We start from the raw sequence: 17857 nt of genomic DNA, 5'->3' as shown, positions 1-17857 counted from the left end.
CCCGTTCATTTTTAAGAAATAAGATATGGAAGAAGAGCGCTTACAAGAATCAGTTACAGGTTTTATAAATCTTAGCCATAATCTTATAGGTATGGCACACGGGCTTTTGTCACCCTCTGAACTTCCGGTATTGCCTACAAATGACATATCGGTAGAGGCTGTGCGTAAGAATTTGCGGTTAGTAAGGAATTTGCCGAATCTTGACTATGACATGGAAAACTGGTTGCGTGATGGTGATATTCCTGATCAGTTGGCTAGGGCTTGTTGGCTGCAAGATCTCATTAATTGCTATGCTGGGCAAGTTAAAATAGCGTATTTAAGTGATCCTGATAAGCTTAATCATTATACTATAGAACACGCGAATCACTCTATTGGTAGCATAGCCATGTCGGTAGCTATGCATACACAAGAGATGCTTCCTGATGAGGAAGAAATTATCGCAGAGATAGACTCTCTTCTTGATAAGTCTTTGATGGAGTGGGACTATCGTATGCCGCAGAGTATAGAACGTCTGGTTGATGATATTGAAAGCGGACTTTATCACCTGATAAACAGGCCTCTTGGGGATCGCTCGCCGGTAGATAAGCTAATTGAGGTAAGTAACAAAATTCAAGAAACCGTACGTCAGATCTATACTATTGACGATCTTGATGAGCCAGCGCGTGAGGAATCCATAGAGTTAGCACGGGAAATATTGGATAAGCTCAAAAATATGGTATTTAGTGAACGGGATATTGAAGAAGCGATTGATGTTGGTCAACCCATAGAAAAACTGTCATTTGCTAAGAAACTCAATGAAATGGTGGAGATGTATCGCAATTTACTCACTGAAGCGAAAAGTCAGGATATTGCTATATTGAAAGACTCACGTATTTTAGAAGCGACTTTGGCTGCGGTTGATTGCGCGCATGGTATAAGCCTGATGGCAATGAAAGAGATTCCGGCTAATTCTATGGAAATTCAGCAAATTTCAGCTAACCTTGAAGATATTAAAAGAAAAAAGCTTACTGGGATTACGCTAAGTCATCTTATGTCACAGATGGAAAGTGGGGTGGATAAAGCTGCTGAGCAGGCATTAAAAAAGCGTGATAAAGGTAAGAAAATAGCTGAGGAAGCAAGAGCGCAGGAAGAGTTTTTACGCCACCGTCGTCGTCGCCACCTTCAGCTTATTATTCGTCACCAAATTCATAGAGCGCATCAGGCGCAGCTTCGTGAGCGGATGATGCAAAACGCTAGAAGAGCTACTGAAATGAATATGAGGAATCAGCTCAAGGAATCTACTGTAAGTCAATCTAGCGAGAAATCCGCTGGCGGGGGTGGTAAGGGCGGAAAAAATAATCGCATGGTCAAACTTAACAAGCTGGATATGGACGCTATACGCAAAGCCGGTGATTCACTGCGCAAAAGTAACAAGCAGGCGGTTGATATAATGACTATGAGTAACAATGTGGAAAAGGGGGCGAGTGTGGTGCTTGGTGCTTCAGATGTTGAGATTGGCGCGAAGATAACAGCTGATGATAAAAATTTCGCCGAGAAAGAAAAAGAGGCGCGTAACCCTAGTAATCCTAATCATCCACGCAATCGTAACCGTACTTTTTAGTTTCTATGAATAATCAGGAGCAGCTATACAAAAATAAGCCTCTGCGCTCATTCGGGCGGAGGAAAGGGCGTAATCTGCGAGCGAGTAAGCAAGAGCAGTTTGCTGAGTTGTTGCCGCAGCTTGAGTTATTACTTAATGATATTAACCTATTGGATTTTAATAAGGAAACTTGGCTAGAGATTGGCTTTGGTGGTGGTGAGCATCTGGCTTATCAGGCGAGGGTTCATCCGGAGGTTAATTTTATTGGCTGTGAACCATATATAAATGGTATATCCACTTTGCTTACTGATATTAAGGAGAATAATACTAAAAATATCCGTATTTATAGTGATGACGCGCGAGATTTAATAAAAGTTCTTCCTGATAATTCTTTGGGGCGGGTGTTTATTCTATATCCTGATCCATGGCCTAAGAAACGGCATAATAAAAGGCGGATTATATCTACGGAATTGCTGGATATGCTAGCAAGGGTTATGAAAGATGGGGCGGAGTTGCGACTAGCGACTGATAGCTCTGATTACGCTACTTGGATGTTGGAGAGGTTGCTAGCGCATCCATCTTTTAAGTGGACGGCAAAAAGTTGTGATGATTGGCTGAATCCGCCAAGTGAGTGGATTTCTACCCGTTATGAGCGGAAGGCGCTAGCGGGGATTCCGACCTATCTAAATTTTGAGCGCATCTAGCAATTCAACCATGTCATTTGGCAATGGGCAGGAGAAGGACATTTCCTTATTAGTTTTTGGGTGAATAAAGTGTAATTCAGTGGCGTGCAGTGCCTGACGAGTAAAATTTTGCAATGCAGCAATTGTGTTTTCCGGTAAGCTACGATATATTTTTTTGTTCAAGCGGCTTTTGGTGGTTTGACCATAAACCGGATCTCCAATAAGTGGATTGCCGATATGGGTTAGGTGAACACGTATTTGGTGGGTGCGTCCGCTTTCAAGGCGGCATTCAATAAGGCTTGCTATACCAAAATTTTCTATTGTTTTATAGTTGGTTATTGCTGGTTTGCCACTAGTTTTAAGCACAGCCATTTTTTGGCGGTTCATTCTGCTACGCCCGATATTTGTCTCTATAGTGCCGTATTTGGGGTTCAGAGTGTCCCAAACGATGGCGTTATAGGTGCGTCCGAGAGTACGGTTGGCGAGCTGTGCTGATAGGTGGTTATGGGTTATATCGTCTTTAGCAACTATGAGCAGACCGCTAGTGTCTTTATCAATGCGGTGGACAATACCGGGGCGGGCAACCCCACCAATGCCGGAAAGTGAGTCCCCACAATGGGCGAGTAGGGCGTTTACTAGCGTATTTTCACGATTTCCAGGGGCAGGGTGTACAGTAAGTCCCGCTGGTTTATTGACTACCAACAGGTGGGGGTCCTCATATACTATGTCCAGATTCATCTTTTGAGGCTCTATACGCGATGGCTCAGCTTTTGGTATAACTATATGATATTCATCATTAATTTTTGTTTTTACCGCTGGTGATTCTATAGTTTTGCCCTCGCAGCTAACATATCCACCGCTAATAAGTGCTTGTATTCTGGTGCGTGACATATCAGGCAGGTGGTAGTTTAGGAATTTATCCAGCCTGATTCCTGACTCGGACTCTGATACGGTGAAATTGTGGGTTTTGTCGTTCATAGTGGTTTTATAAGGTGCTAGGAGCTGGATGCTAGGGGTTAGATGTTAAGAAGTCAAGTTGAGCTATTAGTTTTAGGAACTGGAGAATTGGAGAAATTAGGAAATGAGGAACAGGAAGTATGACTGGCAGGAAATACCAGAGGTTAACATAACCCCAACCATGGATAAGAAATTAAAAAACCGCTCTCCCCTTGCGGGGGAGCACGCGAAATCAAGTGAAAACGCTGATTGAGCGGAGGGGGGTAGAATAGAATGCAACCATATACACCCCCCACCAAAAATTGAGTCATTACTTTCTTCAATTTTTGACTCCCCCGCAAGGAGGGAGTAGAGTAATAACAATATGTTAGGCATATCTTAGCTATAGCTCAGGTTAGGGAACAAGAAACTTGGTCAGCAGACCGAGTCAGCCCTGAACAAGTCCTATGTGAAAGTCAGTAGATTTTTGTGGGGACAAAGATACAAATATTAATAAAACTGTCATAAAAGTTTAATTTGCCAGTATCAGCTATATATGGTTAATATAGTACGATGTTACAATTATGTCTGAAAATGTTGAGATTATAATATTTTTTTATTTTCAATAATATATTGAAAATAATTTTAACACTCGCTACGCGGTGCAAAACCACCACTTTCGGTGATGGTTTTGATAGTAGTTTACAATTATAGAAATTATAAACTACTATACCGGAATCAGGCATTGAAAATGGGAGGAAATTATGGCTTTTGGTCAACCAAATGAGCAAAAAAATGATGGCGTTTATAGTCCATATATGGGGACAGGGATAGATGCTCCTAAGGATATAGCAGGTTCTGATGATGAAATGAGGGTAAAAGAGACACAGGCTCAAGAAATTAATAAATTAGTCATGTCTCATCCTGAAATAGCTAATAAAATTCCTCATTATAGCGTTCGTGATATGAATCCTTCTCAGATGGGGCAGGTTTTGTATGAAGTGGAAGGTATGGCTAAAGCTGAGGATGCAAAGGATTTACAAGAAAAATTAGGAGGTGGTCTGGGGCTTATGGCTGGAGTTGGGGCGCTCGCCGCTATGGTGGGTGGTGGTGATAAGAAAGACCCTAACGCTAAAGACGCTTCCGAGCAGAATAAAGCTACTAATGAGAATTTGAACTTAGCTGAATCGGGGAAGGATGCCGCTATCCTAGCCGCTGCTAAGGATGGAAAAGATGTAGTTCCTGAACAGCTTAAAAATCTTGGTCTTGAGAAATCAGCGCTGCATCCAGAATTTCAACAGATACTTAATAGAACATTTCTAGCTGAGATTGGAGAGATTGGAAATAAATTGGCTGCTGCTGGCGCGACATCCCATTCGTCTCCGCCGCGCCAAGCATTTGTTCCTGAATCTGGATTATCTCCTGATGCAGTGGGTATGACAGATGCTAAACAGCGTGATACCGCTGGTGGTCTTTCTATGGCAACTTAGAAATAGGAAAATATGATTGCGGACAGTCTAAGACAACAATTTGATGAGATAATAAATGACCCTAACGCGGTTAATGTTGGTACGCATCTTATAGGAGGTGATAAGGCGCGAAGGCTTTGGCATATTCTTGCTCGTGAGGGAGCGGTAAATCTGAGGCAGGTTACAAACAGCGATGATTTTGATGGAAGAGGTAGTTTTAACATATTCGCTGAGCCGGAAAAAGGTAATCTCGCTGTTGGTGAGCGGTATGAGCAGAAGGGTGAGGAAGATCCAGCTAATCTGAAAATAGCCGCTGATATAGCGCAGGCGCAGGCGCACATAGCGCAGATTCTAAATAAACATCCTGAACTCGCTAAGGAGATTGATACCTCAATTCTTTCTATTAATCCGTTCGCGGCGGCTGGTAATTCTCGTGAATTACTCGCGCTTAAATCGGTAGTAATATCAGTGCAAAGTCACTTAGAAAGTGACGAGGATAACCACGACCACGGGGATGAACATGACCCTGAAAAAGAAGCGCTGAAATTTGTTGCCGTTGCCGGAAGCGGTAGCTATATGCTAGCTAGTAATAATCCTACACACTCCCGTGTTATAAGCGATGGTTTTGAGAATATAGTATTCTCCTCCGCTGGTGAGGAGGTTAGTCTTGCGTCACTTGGAAGTCTTACGCATAATAGCCATGCAGGTCTTAGCATAGAGAATCTAGCGGTTGCTCTGGTGTAGGGCTTGCTCTTTTATATCTTCTCCTTTATGATGATTGGAGTATATTTCGTTCATGATTTGCCGACCCTGCTTCTTGTTCCCTTTCCCAAATCCCTAGTTCCTAGAACCTGTGTATGTGACAATATGGTGAATGGTCATTGTTTTCGCTCATATGTTTAGTGTTTATGTAACAAAAGCTTAATTTGATTGCTTAGTAACTTTATGCGATAATGATACTAAATATTAATAGTGTTCTCTAAATTCAATTGCTTCGCAAGAATTTAGTTTACGCTTGCTTCGCAGCGGAAAACCACGCTTTATGCTTGTGGTTTTCATATTATTTTATAATTTCAATTACTTTTGAAATTATAAAATAATATAATGGTGTAACTATAGGAAATATAAGTATTTATGGTAGAAAATTATCAACATCCGGCTGTTGAAGGCTTTAATCCAACATTGGAAGGGGTTAAGTATGTGGGTGGTAAGCTGATTAAGGGAGCGGCAACGGGAGCTGCTGTTATCGGTTTTTTATTACTTGGTGGCGGTGCTATTGTTACCCCAATCGCTGCGCTTGTTGGGAGTGTTGTGCCAACCATGACAGCGGCTGGAGCTGTTTCTGCTGCTGCTGGTTTTGGCGGTAGTTTAACAATGGCGGCTATGTTGCCAGCGGCTGGGGTAGGGGCGGTTGCTAGTGGTTTGTTTGCTCTTCCTGGAATTCCTAAAGCGATTGATGAGCGCAGAATGGATATGATCGCTGATTATGATCAGATGATGGTGGCAAGAGAGCGTCACCGTATGATGAATATAGCACGTAATCAGCAAGCTGAGTATGGGCAGGGTGTTTCGGCTCCTACGGTTGGTATGGGGCGGAATTTAGCGCAGAATCAAGGTGTTATGAGAGGTTAGTTGTTGGCTTTAACATAGTAATATAACTGTCATAAAAGCTTAACTTTGAAACTGCAGGGTTTTGTGGCATTGTGTAGGGTGAAGATATAGTAATTAGGTATAAGGTTATTGAAAAATAAAAAGGTTTGATTATGGCACAAGCGATAGATCATAATATAGGAAGTGGAGCGGGAACCGTAGCGAAAGAGGCAGTCAAGGGCGCGGTGATTACAGTTGCGACAGTCGCTGCTGTTGGTGCGTTGCTGGTTGGTGGTGTTGCGGCGATTGCTGGAGCTTTGGTCGGATTAGAAGCTGCCTCTATAGCTGGTTTAGCTGTTGGTGGTGGTGTTGTCGGTGGTGTTGGTGGTTTGGTAACTTCTAGTATCGCGGGGCCAGGTGTTGGTGTGTTAGCGGGGCTTGGTGGTGCTGTTGGCGCGGCTAAAGGTGGGTTTCAGGTTGGTGACGAAAAAGCTGCTTACAGGTCAGTAGCAAATAGCCAGAACCGGAATATTGAAGCAACTATCGCCCAGGCGCAGCAACAAGCTTATATGGCGGGAGCGCAGGACGGACAAAGACATTTGATAGAGCAGATTCAACAGTCACAGCAAGCGGAAATGGCAAGGAATGCTCACCAACAACAAAATGCTCATGCCAGGCAAGTAACTAATAACGATGGTCACAATAAGTTGGTTACCTCTGATGTAGTCGCTCCACATGCTGATAATCATGGAAATGGTCAGAGTTTTGCTGACCGTGTGGGTGGTAGCAAGAAGAACTCTATTACGCCAGAAGCGATAGCCGAGCAGCGTAAACAGCTTAATCAACAACAGCATACAGTAGCTTAGGATAGGTATATGCGTAAGTTTATAGAAGGTGTAGTAAGTGGTGGTAACAACAGACCGCCAAAGCCTGTTCAGGTTGGTGGGGATTTGGACAATGTAGATAAAATTGTGGAGAAATTAGGTGGGATCGCTCAGGATAACGCTACTATTGAGCATGGTAACAAGTTAAATGCCGCTAGGAAAAAACTGGTTAAATTGCATAAAGTATACGAACAGGCAATAGAAAATGGTAGTGGTGTAGAGCAGGCAAGGGAAGCTCTCTTGAAACATCAAAAAGAAATAAGTGGTACTATTAAAGACGCGAACAAGCATGTTCGTGGAGTTAAGGCGTTTGCTCGTGGGCAGAAATTGAGAAGGTTCGCTACCAGCAAGGTAGGAATGGGGCTTATAGCGGCAGCTGGTGCTATTGGCGCGCTTTCATGGATGAATTCAAGGCGTAATAATCAGGAAAAGCTTTCTTATGATGAACTGAGAGCGAACCAGACTGCCTCTATGAAGGCTGATATAGCGGCTATGCAGCAGCATCCCGCTACTCAAGCAGGTACTATGATGGGTATGCAGCCGGTAGTTGGTGATCACGCTAATCGTGTTCTAGCCGCTCGTGGTGGTATGGGAACTGGGATTGACGTGAGTCAGCCGCAGGTTGATATGCCATATGAGGTGGCTCGTACCTGATATTTTTTCATTTAAGCATTATCCATAGAAAAACGTAAATTACTGTTATTCTTTGTTTGACAGTGGTGGTTTTTTTTGTATATTGCGCCTTCTTAAACTTTTTTTGCATAAGGTATAATCGTGACAAAACGTAATAATTGTAAGTATAAAATAAGCCGTCGTCTTGGTGTTAGTCTTTGGGGAAATGCTAAGGATCCGTTTAACAGGCGTGCTTACGCTCCGGGTCAGCATGGCATGGCGATGAAGCGTAAAAAGCCTTCAGACTATGGAAAGCAGCTTAGTGAAAAGCAGAAATTGCGTGGTTATTATGGTAATATAACTGAGCGTCAGTTCCGTAATATTTATTTTGAGGCGGCTCGTCTTAGGGGAGATACTGGTGAGAATCTAATAGGTTTGCTTGAGCGTCGTTTTGATACGGTGGTTTATCGTATGGGGATTGTTTCTACGCCGTTTGCCGCTCGTCAGCTTATTAATCATGGTCATTTGAAGATTAATGGTCGTAGGGTTAATATAGCTAGCTATCGTCTTGCTGAGGGTGATGTGATTGAGGTGCGCGAGAAATCACGACAAATGCCTGTCATACTGGAAAATCTACAGAATCCTGAACGTACCGTTCCTGAGTATATTGAATTTGATAAGAATGATATGAAGGGGAAGCTTGTGCGTGTTCCTAAGTTCGCGGAAGTTCCTTATCCGGTTGTTATGGAACCTAACTACGTTATTGAGTATTATTCAAGGTAGATTTGACGGTTTGTTTCTACCGTCCTTTGGCAGCATAGGCGTGAAGCGGTTCGTATAAATTTTCATTTATTGTCTCTTATAGGTTAAAATCACTGCCTTATCATTTCCGCACAGGTGGGAATTTGAGTTGCAAAAACCTTAGAGTATGAGTAAAGAGATTCATACCTTTTATCCAGGACTTTAACTGGTAGTTGGGTATATGTGTGGTTAGATTTGAGGGGATAGCTGCTGGTCTAGCTGATTTCCTGTGTAACGATCCACGAAGCTGCCGCTAGTTTTTTCTGGTTTTAGTTTATTTTTCACTGATTTTATTTTGCCAGTATATTTTTCATTGCCGATCAGACCATCGCCGTCAAGATCAATCTCACCACGAGTTATTGGGACAAGCGGTATATCTGGTAGCATATCGTCAATCGCTTTTTGCTGTTTACGCTCAGTTTTAAAGCCAAGCTTTTTTAGAGCGTCACCAAGCCATGTAGTTTTTTCCAGTATTAACATGAATGTGGTAAGGGTAGCAGTTTGGATTAATTCCTTGCTGGTAAGGCGTATTTGCTCAGAGAAAACTACTTTGCTGGATTCTTTGCTGCCGATAGTTTTTTCTAGAAGTCCCCTGTTTGATATTTCTTCTAAACCTTTCCCTTCCATAGAGAATAATTTACCAAATTTTTTGCTAAAGTTAGGGAATTTATCATGAATTTTTCCACCCATTTTCCACTCTAGCGTGTCAAGATTATCCTTTCCTTTTGTCGCGAGATTATTATTCATGCTTTGTACACCAATATCTAAGCCAATATTCGTGCCCATAGCTATGAGTCGTGCGGTTATCAACTCTTTCCAGCTCTGCGTTTCCTCATGTTTCTTTTCATACGGTAATGGCTCTGGTTCTATGCCTTTTTCTTTTATATATTTATGATATTTGGGATTGCGGACTTTATCTATTTTATGGGTTACTTCTTTTTTATGGTCATTCATCCATTTCATGAATGGAAGAACAAGAAATCCAGCGATCATGGTGGTCATAGTCTCAACCGATGAGCGCGCGTTTTCTTTTATCGCTACTTCGTTTATTTGTTCCACCGGTTTGAAAGGGCTTTTTAGTTTCTTAAAACCTTTGGCTATTTGTATATAAGTTTTTTGTAGACCTTGCTTGAACGCTTGCCCGCCTTTGGTGGTTAAAAGATTATAGGTTATAAATAGGGATAATGTGGAATTGACAAACCAGTTGATGCCGCCGTAATTTATGGCGGTGAAGGATCTTTCGGCGAATTTTTCTGATCTTTTTGGAGCGTCTTTAAGTATTTCTTGCCTATTTTCAGGTTGAGCAGAGCTTTCGCCGTCTTTATCCTCTACGGTATCTTTTATTGTTTTATCTTGCTCTTTTGCTTTTTCCATAAATTTACATTAAGGCTGCATTGCCAATTGCTGATTTGTTAACGACTCACTCAAATGACGATCAGTAAAGCTAGTATTCTCCCTTTCTTTTAATGTCTTTATATTGTCGCGTGGTTTTATCTTATCGGTATATTTTTCATTGCCGATCTTCCCATCACCATCAAGGTCAATCTCACCACGGGTGATTGGCACGAATGGTATATCTGGCAGCATATCATCAATCGCTTTTTGCTGTTTCCGCTCAGTCTTAAAGCCGAGTTTGTTTAACATTTTACCAAGACCACCAGTTTTGGCTACAGTGAACATTATGGTAGAGAATATAGCGGTAAGTAGAAATTCTTTGCTCACAAAACGTGACTGTTCAGCAAAGACCAGACGATTTGGGTCGTTAGTTTTAATAGTTTTTTGTAGATTTTCCATTTGAGATTCTTGGATTCCCTCTATCCCTTTGCCTTTCACGGAGAAAAATTTACTGGCTTTTTTGCTAAAGTTAGGGAATTTATCGTATATTTTGTTTCCTAGTTTCCATTCCGCTGTATCCAAGTTCCCTCTGCCTTTTTCAGCAAGGCTGTTATTTACACCCTGTATTGCCGCGTCAACACCTAGAATCGCGACAAGGCTGGCTAGGCGAGCGGATATAAGATCTTTCATTGTATGTTTTTCTTCCTTTTTTTCATAAGGAAGCGGTTCTGGTTCTATACCATTTTTTTCAACGTACTTATGGTATTTAGGGTTACGCAAATGGTCTATTTTATCAACAATTTCCTTTTTGCGATTTTCTAGCCATTGCATAGGTGGTAGTATAATGAATCCAGCGATCATCATCATAGTAGTCTCAGCGGTTGAGCGAGCACTTGCTTCTACTGATTTTGGGTTTATAGGCTTATTCGCTCCGAATAAGTTGATAGTTTTTTTCCAGCCCTTGGCTATAGGCATAAACCCTTTAGATATAATGTTAACAAAGTTTTTCGCCCCTTTGGTTGACATTATATTATAGGTTATAGCAAGGGATATTACGGAGTTTAGTAGCCAATTAACACCACCATAATTAAGGGCGGTGAATGCTCTGGGGGCGAATTTTTCAGCTCTTTTTGGCGCGTTATCAAGGACTTCCTGCCTGTGCTCGGCTTGAGCAAGACTATCACTGTTCTTATCAGTGTTGTCTTTATGCTTTATATCTTGCTCTTTTATCTTGTCCATTTGGTGTTTTTCTTAATTTTTCACAGGCTTACCCATTCTTACAGTGTAGCTTATTTTTGTGAAAAGATGTGTGAAGTTTTTGTTACGGGTTTGTTTAGTTTTTTTGACCATTTTTGTCATAATTAAATTAATTGTTGATAATAATTCTATTAATGATTGAGTTTTTATTTTTTTATTTTTCCCATTAAGTTTGTTGACTAACCCATATTTTTACGATAGATTCCCATAAATACCCATGAAATCCCAAAATAGCCCGTAAGATGTCTGTGCCATGCTTTTTTTGTCAACATTCCAGAACCGTATTGATAAGAAAGGTCGCGTTAGCGTACCGGCTTCTTTTCGTTCCGCTGTTGCCGCGAATGTGGTCGCTGGTGGGTTTGTTGGGGTTGTCGCCTATCCGTCACCGATTAATGAATGTATTGAGGCGTGTGGCATGAGCCGGATAGTAAAACTAAATGAGCGAATTGAGCAGTTTGATCCATATTCTGAGGAAAAAGACGCTTTTATCACCACTTTATTTGGGGAGTCCGTGCAGCTTTCTTTTGATACTGAGGGACGGGTTATGTTGCCTGAAAAATTGATAGAGCTGGCTTCGCTTAAAGAGCAAGCGACGTTTGTTGGTAAGGGCGATACGTTTGACATATGGGAACCGAAGGCTTTTGCCGCTTACTCCGCTCGCGCTCGCCTACTTGTTAAAGAGAAACGATTTATGATGAAAGGGCAGCCATAATGAGTTCGCGCAGCCCACATAATCCGGTGATGTTAAATGAGATGCTTGATTGGCTTAATCCGGTAGATGGTGGTATTTATGTTGATGGGACTTTTGGCGCTGGTGGTTATAGCAGGGCTATTTTACAAAGAGCTGATTGTCGTGTTTACGCGATAGATAGAGATCCCTCAACTAAAGAATTCGCTGATGTTTTAGAAAGGGAGTTTGCTGGAAGGTTTGTTTGGGTGTTGGGTAATTTTGCCGATATGTGTGAGTTGCTAGCTGAGAAGGGAATTGAGTCAGTTGATGGTGTAGTTTTAGATCTTGGTGTGTCTTCCATGCAGCTTGATACTCCAGAACGTGGATTTTCATTCCGTTTTGATAGCGCTCTTGACATGCGGATGTCAGGTGAGGGGATGAATGCCGCTGATGTGATAAACAGCGCGGATGCTTCGGAGCTTGCGGATATTTTTTATTATTATGGTGAGGAAAAAGCGGCGCGTAAAGTGGCAAGCGCGATTGTCCGCGCACGCGCGGAGGAGCCGATAGTAACCACTTCACGTCTTGCTGATATTATTCGCTTGGCAGTTGGTGGATATAGAAAGAAATATACGAAAACGGATCTGGCTACTCGTAGCTTTCAGGCGCTTCGTATTTATGTGAACAAGGAATTTGACGCTATAGAATCTGGGCTTGCTGCTTCTGAGAAGCTGCTTGCCGGTGGAGGAAAGCTGGTTGTTGTCAGCTTTCACTCACTTGAGGATCGTATCGTTAAACGTTTTACCCACTCCCGTTGTGGTAAACTTGAGGGGCATTCTCGCCATGTAGCTGAGCTTGCTAAAGCGTCGGCTTATGGTAAGGAGGGTGCCCCTTCTTTTTTTCTACCAAAACCGGAGAAACGTATCGCTGGGAAAATAGAGCTGGAAAATAATCCGCGTGCTCGCTCGGCGGTTATGAGGATGATAGTAAAGAATGAGGAGGCGGTGTTATGAATCGTCTTTTTGTTGTTTTTATATGCGCTATGACTGTTGTTGGGTCTTCTTTCGCTATTTACAAGATTAAATATGAGGTTCAGTCAGTCAGAGCGGAGATAGCGGATATTTCTAAAGAGGTAAGAAAAGAGAAAGAAGCTCTGCATGTGGCGGCAGCCGAGTGGGCGTATTTGAATAGACCGGAACGTCTGCGTAAGCTTGCGGCGAAATATCTTGACGCGAGGTCTGTCACTGTAAGTAGTGTAGCTGAGATAGACGCTATTGCTTTCCACAACCATTATATAGCTCAGGAAGAGATACAGGCTTTGGAAGAAGGTGTACGTCCTGTGGTTCTATATTATAGTGATGGTTCTGGATTGCGGTAATATTATGCATAGGCAATCAAAAAAAGTTGTAATTGATAAAAGCACATCACGCAGAATCGTTGAACAGAGTCATGCTCGTATATGGCAGGTGGGCTTTGTTTTCATATTGTTTTTTGTCAGCATAGCTTTTCGTATGATAGAGGTGGCTGTTATTGATAATCCGAAAGCTCTTACTGTTACCGTGTTTGATCTTGATGATGAATCAGAAAATCGTGAAGTAAATTTAGATATAAAAAAACCTATTTTATCACGAGGTAACATAGTTGATAGGAATGGAACTTTACTCGCGACCGGTCTTATTACCTCATCGGCTTATGTACGTCCTGATGAGGTGATAAATGTTGGAGATGCCGCTGTAAAGCTAGCGACAGCTCTTTCTTTAAGTAAAAAAAAAGTTTTACGTAACCTAAAAAGTAAAAAACGTTTCGTCTGGATAAAGCGTAATCTCACTCCAAAAGAGCAGAAAGAAGTTAATAGTTTCGGCATACCGGGAGTTTATTTCGCGCCAAGTGAGAAAAGAGTATATCCTTATGGTAACCTTTTCTCCCATCTTATCGGTTATGTAAATATAGATAATAAGGGCAGGGCTGGTATAGAGCAGCAATTTAACCGTAGGCTCCTTGATGAATCAATAAATAATGAACCTCTTGAGCTTTCCGTAGATGTCCGTCTGCAAGCGATGATGCATTCAGAATTGCTAAAAACGGTGAAGGAGTTTAAGGCTCTTGGCGCGGCGGGAGTTATTTCCAATATTAAATCTGGTGAGGTTTTGGCTATGGTTTCTCTGCCGGATTTTAATCCACATAAACCACCAATATGTCATAAAAAGATGAAGCCAGAAGAATGTAGAAAGTTTAACCGTGTGAGTTTTGGTACTTACGAGATGGGATCAACTTTTAAGAGCTTTACTATGGCTATGGGGCTTGAATATGGCGTAAGGGGTATGAAGGGTGGCTATGACGCTACGGAGCCTTTGAGAATATCATCATCTGTTATTCGTGACTCACACGCCAGAAGGCGTTGGCTATCAGTGCCGGAAATATATGCTTATTCGTCTAATGTAGGAACAGCGAAAATGGCGCTTGATGTTGGTGGAAAAAGACAAAAAGAGTTTATGAAAAATCTTGGGATGTTTGAGCGGTTTGATATTGAGATACCGGAAAGAGCGTCACCAGCTTATCCGTCTGATTGGAAGGATATTAATACTGTCACTATTTCTTATGGTCACGGTATCTCAGTAACGCCATTACATTTGGTAAGAGGAATATCTGCTATAGTTGGTGGGGGGATTATAAAAAATTTAACGCTACTTAAAGATGGTAATAAAAGTAAAAATGATAGTGAACACAGAATTATTAGCGATAAAACATCAAAGAATATTCGTAGGCTTATGAGGTTGGTGGTTGAATATGGAACAGCCAGAAGCGCTGATGTTCCGGGCTATCGTGTTGGTGGTAAAACTGGAACTGCTGAAAAGATCATTGGTGGTAAATATGATAGGGATAAAAAAATGGTATCATTTGTCGGGGTTTTTCCGGTAGATGATCCGCAGTATGTGGTATTTGTAATGGTAGATGAGCCAAAAGGTAATAAATCAACTCATGGTTTCGCTACCGGTGGTTGGATAGCCGCTCCTATAGTGCGCAATATAATAGAGATGATGGGACCAATGATGGGAATAAAGCCTCGTTATGACGTGCCGGAAGATGATGCTGATAAGTTTTGGGTTGATGATAATAAGAATAAAAATAGAGGAAATAATATGAGAAACGCCGCTGGAGCTTCTATTAATAAGAGGTATATAAGTGCCGCTTCTTATTGATTTGCTAGGTGGTATGGGTGATGTGATGTCTTTACAAGAATCATGTAAAGATTTAGCGGTGCGTGGGATTTCCGCTGATTCCTCTAAGGTTAAGGATGGTTATGTATTTGTCGCTATAAAAGGTGATAAGCGTGATGGCACTGATTTTATACCACAGGCTATAGCGAATGGGGCGATGGCTATTGTAATGGGAAAAGACTCTGTTGTTGTGGATTGCGATATACCAGTTGTAATGGTGGAAGAAGCTCGTCTTGCTCTGGCAAAAATGGCAGTGAGTTTTTACAGAAGGCAGTCAGAGAAAATAGTAGCGATTACCGGAACTGACGGAAAGACATCGGTCGCTGACTTCTTTCGGCAGATTATGCACTCTATGGGTGATAGTTCCGCGTCAATTGGCACTATCGGAGTTATTGCTGGAGATGGTAAGAATCTTTACCCAGAAGGTCTTACTACTCCTGATCCCGTAGAGTTGCATCGTATTTTGGACGAGTTAGTAAGTGGTGGTATAGATTATCTTGCTATGGAAGCGTCAAGTCATGGGCTATCACAATATCGTTTGGATGGAGTTAATTTAAGCGCGGCGGCTTTTACTAATTTTGGGCGTGATCATTTGGATTACCATAAAACGCCGGAAGCTTATTTTTCCGCTAAGTCAAGGTTGTTCAAGGAATTACTACCCGCTGGTAGAAACGCTGTGCTTAATTGTGATGATAAAATGTTTCCTGAGCTTGAGTCTATATGTAAAGAGCGTGGTCATGATATAATAGGATTTGGGAAAAACACTGGGGAGTTAAAGATAGAGTCTATCGTTCCTGACGCTTATGGTCAGGAAGTGAAGCTTACTTTATTTGGGAAGAAATATAACTCGCATATTCCGCTAGTAGGTGAGTTTCAGGTTATGAATGTACTGGCTGCTATCGGACTTGCGGTAAGTGTTGGTGGTAATCTTGAGAAAATATTAGGGTTAATACAGAAGTTAAAAGGAGTATCGGGTAGGCTTGAGCTGGCGGTGAGAACACAAAATGATGCTTCTATATTTGTTGATTTCGCCCACACGCCGCTCGCACTTGCCAATATACTAAAAACTCTAAGAGAGCATACCGCTGGTAAATTATATCTTGTGTTTGGTTGTGGTGGTGATAGGGATAAGGGAAAGCGTCCACAAATGGGGAAAATTGCCGGTGAGCTTGCTGATTATTCTGTAGTAACGGATGATAATCCGAGAAGTGAAGATCCACGAATTATTCGTAAGGAGGTTTTAGAAGGATTTATGGATAGGAATAAATGTGTGGAAGTAGCAGGCAGGGAGGAGGCGATTTACGTGGCGGTAGAAAAACTTAAAAAAGGTGATGTATTGGTGATAGCCGGTAAAGGTCATGAGAAAAATCAGATAGTTGGAGATCAGAAATTGCCGTTTGATGATGTTAAGGTGGCTTGTGCCGCTGCTGATAAGTTAAATGGTGTTTTATGAGCGCATTGTGGGCAGTGGCGGATTTAGTGAGAGCTACTGGCGGTGTGGCGAATGGTGAGTGGTGCGCGTGGCGAGTAGAGATTGATAGTCGCAAAGTACGTGCCGGTGATATTTTTGTGGCGATAAAAGGTGAGCAGTTTGATGGTCATGATTATGTGGTGGAGGCTTTTAAGAATGGCGCGATAGCCGCTATTGTTGAGCGTAGTCTTGATATAGGTGGTAATCAGCTTGTAGTTGATGATGCGCTTGTCGCTCTTGCTGATATGGCAAGATATAACCGGAAAAGATGCGCCGCGAAAATAGTCGGAGTTACTGGCAGTGTTGGTAAAACCAGCACAAAAGATATGCTTAGTATCGCTCTTGCGGTGCATGGTAAAACTTACGTGACTTCGGGTAATTTTAATAACCATATAGGTTTGCCGCTTAGTCTTACCAATATGCCGATAGACACGCAGTATGCGGTATTTGAGATGGGCATGAATCATGCTGGTGAAATATTATATTTAACTGAAATAGCGCGTCCTGATATAGCGGTTGTTAGCTGCGTGGAAGCGGTGCATATGGAATTTTTTGATTCTGTGGATGATATAGCAAAGGCAAAAGCGGAGATTTTTGAGGGGCTTGCCGAAGATGGGGTGGCGATTATAAACGCTGATCAGTTGTATTTTTCTGATCTTGATTTTAGTAAAATAACTTTTGGTAAAAGTTCTGGAGCGGATTTACAGCTTTTAGATTATAAGCCTTTTGTTGGTGGTTGTGAAGTGCATGCTGATATTCTCGGGAATGATATAAAATATAAGATAGGAGCTATTGGCTATCATTTTGCTGTAATATCGCTGTCGGTTCTCGCGGTTTGTAATGCTCTTGGACTTGATATTAAAAAATCCGCCGCCGCCCTTGCTGCTTTCTCGGAAGCTAGGGGAAGGGGAGAAGTCGCGGAAATCACTGTGGGTGATAAGAGGGTGTTGCTTATAAATGATAGTTATAACGCAAGTCCGGTTAGTATGCGAGGGGCTTTCGCTAAAACTAGCGAGGTTTGGCAGGCAGGAGGTAGGAAAGGGCGGAAGATAGCGTTTCTTGGTGATATGTTAGAGCTAGGAAAAGACGCTGGAATGCTACACAAGGAATTAGCTGATACGCTGCGAAAAGAAAATTTTGATAAGATATACGCGGCTGGTGATTTAATGCATAATTTATATGACGCCTTGCCAGAGAATATGCGTGGTGCTTACGCTGAAAATATAGACGAATTATCAGAATTGGCTTTTGATGCGTTGCAAAAAAATGATGTGGTTTTGATTAAAGGGTCGCATGGTAGCAGTATGTATAAGCTGGCTGAAGAATTTTTGAATAAATATGGTGTAAGTTGA

The 17857-nt window shown here is 41.9% G+C and carries 18 protein-coding genes; 15 read left to right on the top strand and 3 right to left on the bottom strand.

All coding sequences use genetic code 11. The features are described 5' to 3' along the window. Positions 1 to 25: 25 nt before the first annotated feature. Positions 26 to 1600 carry a hypothetical protein gene (locus tag R3D71_08680; protein ID MEZ5691723.1) on the top strand — a complete coding sequence of 525 codons (1575 nt, stop codon included), beginning with the start codon at positions 26 to 28 and terminating at the stop codon, positions 1598 to 1600. A 5-nt stretch (positions 1601 to 1605) separates the two neighbouring features. Further along, on the top strand, positions 1606 to 2283 hold the full coding sequence (gene trmB / locus R3D71_08675; GenBank protein MEZ5691722.1) for a tRNA (guanosine(46)-N7)-methyltransferase TrmB: 678 nt from the start codon (positions 1606 to 1608) through the stop codon (positions 2281 to 2283). Here trmB and R3D71_08670 read toward each other — a convergent pair. Further along, a complete protein-coding gene (locus R3D71_08670; protein ID MEZ5691721.1) occupies positions 2263 to 3240 on the bottom strand; it encodes an RluA family pseudouridine synthase in 978 nt (325 codons plus the stop codon). The genes trmB and R3D71_08670 overlap by 21 nt on opposite strands. A gap of 103 nt (positions 3241 to 3343) precedes the next feature. On the opposite strand from R3D71_08670, the gene R3D71_08665 reads away from it, so the two are divergent. From R3D71_08665 to rpsD, 7 genes are all read left to right on the top strand, one after another. Next, positions 3344 to 3472: a hypothetical protein gene (locus R3D71_08665; protein ID MEZ5691720.1), complete on the top strand. Its 129-nt coding sequence runs from the start codon at positions 3344 to 3346 to the stop codon at positions 3470 to 3472. 490 nt (positions 3473 to 3962) lie between these two features. Continuing rightward, positions 3963 to 4688: a hypothetical protein gene (locus R3D71_08660; protein MEZ5691719.1), complete on the top strand. Its 726-nt coding sequence runs from the start codon at positions 3963 to 3965 to the stop codon at positions 4686 to 4688. Between the two features lie 12 nt (positions 4689 to 4700). Further along, entirely contained in the window at positions 4701 to 5411 is a 711-nt protein-coding gene (locus tag R3D71_08655) for a hypothetical protein (GenBank protein MEZ5691718.1), read from the top strand. Positions 5412 to 5801: 390 nt separating this feature from the next. Then, the gene (locus R3D71_08650) at positions 5802 to 6299 is read left to right on the top strand and encodes a hypothetical protein (protein MEZ5691717.1); all 498 of its coding nucleotides are present in this window, start codon (positions 5802 to 5804) and stop codon (positions 6297 to 6299) included. A 131-nt stretch (positions 6300 to 6430) separates the two neighbouring features. Continuing rightward, entirely contained in the window at positions 6431 to 7123 is a 693-nt protein-coding gene (locus tag R3D71_08645) for a hypothetical protein (protein MEZ5691716.1), read from the top strand. 9 nt (positions 7124 to 7132) lie between these two features. After that, positions 7133 to 7795, top strand: a complete 663-nt coding sequence (locus R3D71_08640; GenBank protein MEZ5691715.1) for a hypothetical protein — start codon at positions 7133 to 7135, stop codon at positions 7793 to 7795. A gap of 120 nt (positions 7796 to 7915) precedes the next feature. Then, positions 7916 to 8536: a 30S ribosomal protein S4 gene (gene rpsD, locus R3D71_08635; GenBank protein ID MEZ5691714.1), complete on the top strand. Its 621-nt coding sequence runs from the start codon at positions 7916 to 7918 to the stop codon at positions 8534 to 8536. A gap of 207 nt (positions 8537 to 8743) precedes the next feature. Here rpsD and R3D71_08630 read toward each other — a convergent pair whose 3' ends face one another. Both R3D71_08630 and R3D71_08625 read right to left on the bottom strand, forming a co-directional pair. Beyond that, entirely contained in the window at positions 8744 to 9928 is a 1185-nt protein-coding gene (locus R3D71_08630) for a hypothetical protein (protein MEZ5691713.1), read from the bottom strand. Between the two features lie 9 nt (positions 9929 to 9937). After that, complete coding sequence (locus tag R3D71_08625) at positions 9938 to 11128, bottom strand: hypothetical protein (protein MEZ5691712.1); 1191 nt, start codon at positions 11126 to 11128, stop codon at positions 9938 to 9940. 271 nt (positions 11129 to 11399) lie between these two features. Here R3D71_08625 and R3D71_08620 point away from each other — a divergent pair, with 271 nt between their 5' ends. From R3D71_08620 to murF, 6 genes are read left to right on the top strand one after another with little or no spacing between them, the layout of a single operon-like run. Then, on the top strand, positions 11400 to 11858 hold the full coding sequence (locus R3D71_08620) for a cell division/cell wall cluster transcriptional repressor MraZ (protein ID MEZ5691711.1): 459 nt from the start codon (positions 11400 to 11402) through the stop codon (positions 11856 to 11858). Continuing rightward, a complete protein-coding gene (gene rsmH / locus R3D71_08615; GenBank protein MEZ5691710.1) occupies positions 11858 to 12829 on the top strand; it encodes a 16S rRNA (cytosine(1402)-N(4))-methyltransferase RsmH in 972 nt (323 codons plus the stop codon). The genes R3D71_08620 and rsmH overlap by 1 nt, the downstream gene beginning before the upstream one ends. Beyond that, a complete protein-coding gene (locus R3D71_08610; protein MEZ5691709.1) occupies positions 12826 to 13194 on the top strand; it encodes a hypothetical protein in 369 nt (122 codons plus the stop codon). Before rsmH ends, R3D71_08610 begins: the two co-directional genes overlap by 4 nt. Before the next feature lie 4 nt (positions 13195 to 13198). Beyond that, entirely contained in the window at positions 13199 to 15016 is a 1818-nt protein-coding gene (locus tag R3D71_08605; GenBank protein MEZ5691708.1) for a penicillin-binding protein 2, read from the top strand. Beyond that, the gene (locus R3D71_08600) at positions 15000 to 16487 is read left to right on the top strand and encodes a UDP-N-acetylmuramoyl-L-alanyl-D-glutamate--2,6-diaminopimelate ligase (protein ID MEZ5691707.1); all 1488 of its coding nucleotides are present in this window, start codon (positions 15000 to 15002) and stop codon (positions 16485 to 16487) included. The genes R3D71_08605 and R3D71_08600 overlap by 17 nt, the downstream gene beginning before the upstream one ends. Continuing rightward, positions 16484 to 17857: a UDP-N-acetylmuramoyl-tripeptide--D-alanyl-D-alanine ligase gene (murF, locus tag R3D71_08595; GenBank protein ID MEZ5691706.1), complete on the top strand. Its 1374-nt coding sequence runs from the start codon at positions 16484 to 16486 to the stop codon at positions 17855 to 17857. Before R3D71_08600 ends, murF begins: the two co-directional genes overlap by 4 nt.

The organism is Rickettsiales bacterium (genome assembly GCA_041396965.1).
Taxonomy (GTDB): Bacteria; Pseudomonadota; Alphaproteobacteria; order Rickettsiales; family SXRF01; genus SXRF01.
This window is presented reverse-complemented; position numbering and strand designations above follow the sequence as displayed.

Bases quoted from the DNA above. Each gene is read 5' to 3' on its own strand.
- R3D71_08620 (MEZ5691711.1), top strand. From the start codon at position 11,400: ATGCTTTTTTTGTCAACATTCCAGAACCGTATTGATAAGAAAGGTCGC.
- R3D71_08680 (MEZ5691723.1), top strand. From the start codon at position 26: ATGGAAGAAGAGCGCTTACAAGAATCAGTTACAGGTTTTATAAATCTT.
- R3D71_08645 (MEZ5691716.1), top strand. From the start codon at position 6,431: ATGGCACAAGCGATAGATCATAATATAGGAAGTGGAGCGGGAACCGTA.
- R3D71_08640 (MEZ5691715.1), top strand. From the start codon at position 7,133: ATGCGTAAGTTTATAGAAGGTGTAGTAAGTGGTGGTAACAACAGACCG.
- R3D71_08660 (MEZ5691719.1), top strand. From the start codon at position 3,963: ATGGCTTTTGGTCAACCAAATGAGCAAAAAAATGATGGCGTTTATAGT.
- R3D71_08665 (MEZ5691720.1), top strand. From the start codon at position 3,344: ATGAGGAACAGGAAGTATGACTGGCAGGAAATACCAGAGGTTAACATA.
- murF (MEZ5691706.1), top strand. From the start codon at position 16,484: ATGAGCGCATTGTGGGCAGTGGCGGATTTAGTGAGAGCTACTGGCGGT.
- R3D71_08630 (MEZ5691713.1), bottom strand. From the start codon at position 9,928: ATGGAAAAAGCAAAAGAGCAAGATAAAACAATAAAAGATACCGTAGAG.
- trmB (MEZ5691722.1), top strand. From the start codon at position 1,606: ATGAATAATCAGGAGCAGCTATACAAAAATAAGCCTCTGCGCTCATTC.
- rsmH (MEZ5691710.1), top strand. From the start codon at position 11,858: ATGAGTTCGCGCAGCCCACATAATCCGGTGATGTTAAATGAGATGCTT.
- R3D71_08650 (MEZ5691717.1), top strand. From the start codon at position 5,802: ATGGTAGAAAATTATCAACATCCGGCTGTTGAAGGCTTTAATCCAACA.
- R3D71_08625 (MEZ5691712.1), bottom strand. From the start codon at position 11,128: ATGGACAAGATAAAAGAGCAAGATATAAAGCATAAAGACAACACTGAT.
- R3D71_08670 (MEZ5691721.1), bottom strand. From the start codon at position 3,240: ATGAACGACAAAACCCACAATTTCACCGTATCAGAGTCCGAGTCAGGA.
- R3D71_08655 (MEZ5691718.1), top strand. From the start codon at position 4,701: ATGATTGCGGACAGTCTAAGACAACAATTTGATGAGATAATAAATGAC.
- R3D71_08605 (MEZ5691708.1), top strand. From the start codon at position 13,199: ATGCATAGGCAATCAAAAAAAGTTGTAATTGATAAAAGCACATCACGC.
- R3D71_08610 (MEZ5691709.1), top strand. From the start codon at position 12,826: ATGAATCGTCTTTTTGTTGTTTTTATATGCGCTATGACTGTTGTTGGG.